This window comes from Desulfofundulus sp. (genome assembly GCF_049701015.1).
Taxonomy (GTDB): Bacteria; Bacillota; Desulfotomaculia; order Desulfotomaculales; family Desulfovirgulaceae; genus Desulfofundulus.
In genome coordinates this window covers 1-5,437 of sequence record NZ_JBNATZ010000170.1, presented here as the reverse complement: position 1 = coordinate 5,437, position 5,437 = coordinate 1, and the positions used below count along the sequence as shown (strand labels likewise).

At 61.0% G+C, this 5,437-nt stretch carries 7 protein-coding genes; 6 read left to right on the top strand and 1 reads right to left on the bottom strand.

Translation table 11 applies throughout. The features are described from left to right. Positions 1-635: N5-glutamine methyltransferase family protein (locus ACPLUI_RS10450; protein ID WP_424660205.1), on the top strand; the 635-nt coding region annotated here is incomplete at its 5' end. Positions 636-752: 117 nt separating this feature from the next. Here the strand turns inward: ACPLUI_RS10450 and ACPLUI_RS10445 are convergent. Then, the gene (locus ACPLUI_RS10445; RefSeq protein ID WP_424660204.1) at positions 753-1,433 is read right to left on the bottom strand and encodes a sulfite exporter TauE/SafE family protein; all 681 of its coding nucleotides are present in this window, start codon (positions 1,431-1,433) and stop codon (positions 753-755) included. 155 nt (positions 1,434-1,588) lie between these two features. Between ACPLUI_RS10445 and ACPLUI_RS10440 the strand changes: the two genes are divergently transcribed. The 5 genes from ACPLUI_RS10440 to ACPLUI_RS10420 form a co-directional block, all read left to right on the top strand. After that, positions 1,589-2,044, top strand: coding sequence for a Fur family transcriptional regulator (locus ACPLUI_RS10440; protein ID WP_424660203.1), 456 nt, complete (start codon positions 1,589-1,591; stop codon positions 2,042-2,044). A 114-nt stretch (positions 2,045-2,158) separates the two neighbouring features. After that, entirely contained in the window at positions 2,159-3,115 is a 957-nt protein-coding gene (locus ACPLUI_RS10435; protein WP_424660202.1) for a metal ABC transporter substrate-binding protein, read from the top strand. After that, positions 3,112-3,858: a metal ABC transporter ATP-binding protein gene (locus ACPLUI_RS10430; RefSeq protein WP_424660201.1), complete on the top strand. Its 747-nt coding sequence runs from the start codon at positions 3,112-3,114 to the stop codon at positions 3,856-3,858. Before ACPLUI_RS10435 ends, ACPLUI_RS10430 begins: the two co-directional genes overlap by 4 nt. A gap of 50 nt (positions 3,859-3,908) precedes the next feature. After that, on the top strand, positions 3,909-4,799 hold the full coding sequence (locus ACPLUI_RS10425; protein WP_424660200.1) for a metal ABC transporter permease: 891 nt from the start codon (positions 3,909-3,911) through the stop codon (positions 4,797-4,799). Between the two features lie 255 nt (positions 4,800-5,054). Further along, positions 5,055-5,437, top strand: a 383-nt coding sequence (locus ACPLUI_RS10420) for an L-threonylcarbamoyladenylate synthase (RefSeq protein WP_424660199.1), incomplete at its 3' end; no start/stop codon positions are given.

The following is a 5,437-nucleotide window of genomic DNA, read 5'->3' as shown; positions in this document are numbered from 1 at the left end:
TACTCGTCCCCCGCCCGGAGACGGAGCTTCTGGTGGAGACCGCCCTCGAGCTGTTGAGTGGTGTGCCGGACCCCGGAAGCCGCGGCCACGGTGGGGAAGAACGGCTTTCCCTGGCCGATGCGGGTACGGGCAGTGGGGCCATTGCCGTCAGCCTGGCCTATTACCTGGATAAAGCTCTCGTTTATGCTACCGACATTTCCCGGGCGGCCCTGGCGGTGGCTGCGGAAAACGCCCGGCGCCACGGGGTTGCCGGCCGCATCGTTTTGTTGGAGGGGGACTTGCTTTCCCCGCTGCGAGCATTTCTCTCCCCGGGCAGCCTGTCCCTGGTGGCTGCCAACCTGCCATACATACCTTCCGCTGATATTGGCCGGCTGATGCCCGATGTGGCACGCTATGAACCACACCTGGCTTTGGACGGCGGCCCCGACGGCCTGGAGCTCTACCGGCGCCTGGTCCCCCAGGCTCAAGAGCTGCTGGTGCCGGGAGGTTACCTGCTCATGGAGATAGACCCCTCACAGGTCCCCCTCATACCCCGCCTGCTCCCGGAAGGCTCATGGCGTTACCGGGTGAGGCGGGACCTGGCCGGCCGGGAGCGGCTCGTGGTCGCGCAACTTACAGGTTCACTCTCCAGGTGAACCTTTTCAGAGGGTAAAGGCTGGAGGCTGTCGCATATCCGCCCGGGCGGCGGTTGTCCCCCTCGCTCCTTAAGGGACGACCGCCGCCTGCTATCTCCGGTTCTGTGACTGTACCTGCTAAAAAGCTGTCCACGCTGTGAGCACTCCGGTGAAAATGATCAGCAGAGCACTGGTCACAGTCAGCCAGCGCCAGCTGCGCTGCCCCAGCAGGTCCTGGGCCAGGTTGGAAAGCTTCACGAACAAAAGTCCCACGCCCACCAGGGCCAGCGCCCCTCCCAGCCCGAAGGCCAGGACGAGGCCCAGCCCTGCCAGGGGTGTGCCGCTGCCTATGGAAAGAAGCATAACCGCCAGGGCCCCCGGACAGGGGGCCAGGCCGTTGGTGACTCCCACCAGTAACAGTCCCCAGCGGTCCCGTCTTCTTCTGGATGCCGCCTGGGGGTACCCCGGCCTGCTGCAGTGGGGACAACTGTCACCTCGCATAAAGAGCAGCCGCAGGCCAATGAAAGAAATCAGTATGCCCGAAATCAGTTGCAACCACGCTTCCAGTTCCTGGCGGGGAACCCCCGCTGCCGCCATGGTGAACCAGGTTACCCAGCGAGCTCCCATGGCCAGGGCCAGTACCACCAGAGTATGGGTGGTGGCCGTGGTCAGCCCCAGAAGTAATGCATCTACAGCCCGTCCACGAGAAAGAACCAGGTAGGTTCCCATGATTCCCTTGCCGTGTCCCGGTTCCAGGGCGTGCAGGACCCCCAGCCCAAAGGCTGATATATGTGTAACGCCGTAAGTCAACCTCCTCACCCCGACCCACAAAATTCCCCATACCAGCAGGACAGGACACTAAAGCATATTCCCCCGGGTTCTGATCTTAGACCATGTTCTTGACAGGAAGAGGATCATTTGATTAAATAAAGATGTTATTACCTAGGAATGATTCTGATGTAGGAGGCATACCAATGAACCTGAAGGAGGCATTATACAGATTAAAAGCCCAGGGTGTGCGCCTGACGCCCCAGCGCCAGGAGGTGCTGCGTGTTTTAATTGAAGATGCCGGTAAGGAAGAACACCTGAGTGCCGAGGAAATCTGGCGCCGGGTTAAAGAACGCTACGCCAGCATCAGCTTTGACACTATTTACCGCACCCTGCGGCTGCTGACCCGCTGCGGCCTGGCCAGCGAACTGGATTTCTTCGACGGCTGCCGGCGTTTTGAGTTTGCCGGCCACGGTCATCACCATCACCTGGTATGCCTGAAGTGCGGCCGGGCTGAGGAACTCGATATTTGTCCCGAGGAATGCCTGGCCCGTGTGCAGGCGGAAAAACCCGGTTTTAAAGTGACCAGCCATGAGTTTCAAATCTACGGGTTCTGCCAGAGATGTCAGTTATTACAGGCGGATGACTGCAGGAGCAACTAGATTCCCGCTTAAAGAGTATCGGTATAGTCACGAAAATTCCGTGCCTGTTCTTGCGAAGGGTTTTGTTTAAGACTCCCGCCTTAACGGTGTCCACCCTCCTGGAGGTGTAAAACCTTGAAAACAAGGCTCTCTCTTTTACTTTTAGCGGCTGTCCTGTTGTTGTCTCTACCCGGCTGCACCACCACTGCTGCTTCAGGCCCGCCTGCGGGCGGTAAGATAGCGGTGGTGACCACCATCTATCCCCTTTATGATTTTGCCCGCCAGGTGGGGGGTGAGAGGGTGGAGGTTACCAGGCTTCTGCCTGCCGGTGCGGAACCCCACGACTGGGAGCCGACCCCGGGGGACATGGTTGCCCTTACCCGGGCGAAGGTTTTTATCTATAACGGTGCCGGACTGGAACCCTGGGTCCAGCGACAGCTGGGCGTGCTGGCCGGGAAAGGGGTGAAAGTGGTCGAGGCCAGCCACGGCCTGGATCTGATTGCCGGCGACCCGGGGCAGGGTCCTGAGCACAACAAAGGCGGCGAAACGGCGGAGCCTGCCGGTGTGGATCCCCATGTCTGGCTGGACCCGGTGCTGGCGCAGGAAATGGTGCGGCACATACGGGACGCTTTTATCGACGTGGACCCCGGTCACGCATCCTACTACAAGTCCCGGGCCGAAGCGTATATAGCAGAGCTCCGGGAGCTCGACCGAGCATACCGGGAAGCCGCTCGAAGCTTCAAGAACCGGGAGATCGTTACCTCCCACGCGGCTTTTGGCTATCTGGCCCGGCGCTACGGCCTGCACCAGGTTTCGGTGATGGGACTTTCTCCCGAAAGCGAGCCCGATCCGGTTCATATGCGCGAGATTGTCGCCTTTTGCCGGGAGCACGGGGTTAAATACATTTTCTTTGAAACCCTGGTGAGCCCCAGGGTGTCCGAAACTCTGGCTCAAGAGGTGGGGGCCCGGACACTGGTGCTTGACCCCATTGAAGGGCTCACTCCACTGGAAGAAAAACGGGGAGAAAATTATCTCTCCATCATGAGGCAAAACCTGGCCAACTTGAAGGTTGCCCTGGGGGGTAAATCATGAACCCTGTAGTGGAATTAAAAGATCTTTCCTTCAGCTACGGTGGGGAAATGGTTCTCGAGCGGATCAACCTCACCGTGGCGAGAGGGGATTTTCTGGCCCTGATGGGACCCAACGGTTCGGGCAAGACCACCCTGGTGAAGCTGGTCCTCGGCCTGTTGAAGCCCCTTTCCGGGGAGGTCAGGTTGTTTGGCTGCCCGGCCAACCGTTTTCGCGAGTGGCGGCGCGTCGGCTACGTTCCGCAGAAGGCCACCAGTTTTGACAGTCTCTTCCCGGCCACGGTGGAAGAAGTGGTCCTGGCCGGCCGTTTTGGACTCCTGGGGCCGGGTCGCCGTCCGGGGAGGGACGACCGCAGGGCAGTGGAGGAAGCCCTGGAACTGGTGGGGATGACCGGTGCCGCGCACCGGGCTGTCGGCAGCCTCTCCGGCGGGCAGCAGCAACGGGTGTTCATTGCCCGGGCTCTCGTGGGTAAACCGGAACTGCTGGTCCTGGACGAGCCGGTGGTCGGCCTGGACAGCCGGGCGCTCGATTCCTTTTATGATCTGCTTGAATACCTCAACCGGGTGATGGGTATTACTCTGATTACCGTGACCCACGATACCGGTACCGTGGCCCGCCGGGTGGGCAAAGTGGCCTGCATCAACCGCCGCCTGATCTGCCACGGTGCTCCGTCCCAGGTCCTGACCACCGCTAACCTGGCCCGTCTCTACGGGGTACCCGTGCGGCGTGTGGCGCACGGCCATTAAACGGCCCCGGATTGGTCAGCTGGCTCAAAACAAAGAAAAGGGGATTCACCATGGGGGACATTTTCTCATACGATTTTATAGTCCGGGCGCTGCTGGCCGGGCTCGTCGTCGGGATTCTCTGCCCGGCTGTGGGCGTGTTTCTGGTCATGCGCCGGTATGCCTTTATGGCCGACACCCTGGCCCACGTTTCCCTGGCGGGCGTGGCTCTGGGCATGGTGCTGGGCGTTTTCCCTTACCTGGTCACCCTGGCCGTGGTTCTGGCGGCGGCGGTGAGCATCGAGCGCCTGCGGGCTGCCGGGCGGCTGCACGGTGAAGCCGTCCTGGCCCTGGTGATGAGCAGCGGCCTGGCCCTGGCCGTGGTCCTGATCAGCCTGGCCCGGAGTTTTAACGTGGACATTATGAGCTACCTGTTCGGCAGTATTCTTACCGTCGGTCCCGGGGACCTCCTCCTTATTCTGGCGGTCGGAGTCCTGGTTCTGGGCTTGCTGGCTTATTTCTATAAAGAGTTGTTTTTTATCTCCTTCGACGAAGAATGCGCCCGGGTAGCCGGGTTGCCGGTGGACCGTCTGAATATGCTCTTCATCCTGATGGTAGCCCTGACCGTGTCCGTAGCCACCAGGGTGGTGGGGGCTCTCCTGGTGAGCGCCCTGATGGTCATCCCCGTGCTCACCGCCCAGCTGCTCTCCAGCAGTTTCCGGCGCCTTTTCTGGCTTTCCCTGGTCCTGGGGGTGACGGTGTCCTTCTGGGGTCTGTTCCTCTCCTGCCGCCTGGGTACGGCCCCCGGCGGGTCAATCGTCCTGCTGGCGGCTGCATTTTTCGTCCTGGCCCAGGGCGGCACGGCCGCCCTGCGAGCCCGCCGGCGCCGCTGCCTGGCCGGTGGAGCGAGGAGCCGGGAGAGCGGGCAACCGGTCCCTGAGAGCCATGCTTTCAGACGTATGTGAGCCCGCGCTTTGTTTTTTCAAGGCCCGCTTCTGCCAGGCCAGGGCAGGCTTTCTCTGACTATTTGATCACCAGCCGGAGCTCGTGTAAGCTATTACATATCTGTTCTTAAGTATTACAAAACGGCATTCCCATCCATTGGTCTCCCATCCATTGGTTTCCACCCCTCCGTAAAGGAAGTATCTGCCCGGCGTCATTTTGTGGTATACTTTTTGTGGTATACTATCTGGCAAAGTTCCCAAACGAAGGTGTCACTTATGGAACGTTCGGCAAGTTCGGCCGGCCGCACCAGTTACTGGAAGGTCGATCCCGTCAGGCCCGACCCCGGGCTCATGGCCCGGGCCGGGTTGATTTTACGTCAGGGGGGACTTGTGGCCTTTCCCACCGAAACGGTTTATGGGCTGGGGGCCAATGCCCTGGATCCCCGGGCGGTCGTCCGCATCTTTGAAGCCAAGGGCCGCCCCCAGGACAACCCCTTGATTGTCCACGTGGCCGACCGCGAAACGGTGTGGCGGCTGGTTCGCGAGTTACCCGCCAGTGCCGGCAAGCTGATGGATGCCTTCTGGCCGGGACCTCTCACCCTGGTGCTGCCCGCGGCACCGGCCGTCCCCCGGGAGGTGACGGCGGGCCTGGACAGCGT

Bases quoted from the DNA above. Each gene is read 5' to 3' on its own strand.
- ACPLUI_RS10440 (WP_424660203.1), top strand. From the start codon at position 1,589: ATGAACCTGAAGGAGGCATTATACAGATTAAAAGCCCAGGGTGTGCGC.
- ACPLUI_RS10430 (WP_424660201.1), top strand. From the start codon at position 3,112: ATGAACCCTGTAGTGGAATTAAAAGATCTTTCCTTCAGCTACGGTGGG.
- ACPLUI_RS10425 (WP_424660200.1), top strand. From the start codon at position 3,909: ATGGGGGACATTTTCTCATACGATTTTATAGTCCGGGCGCTGCTGGCC.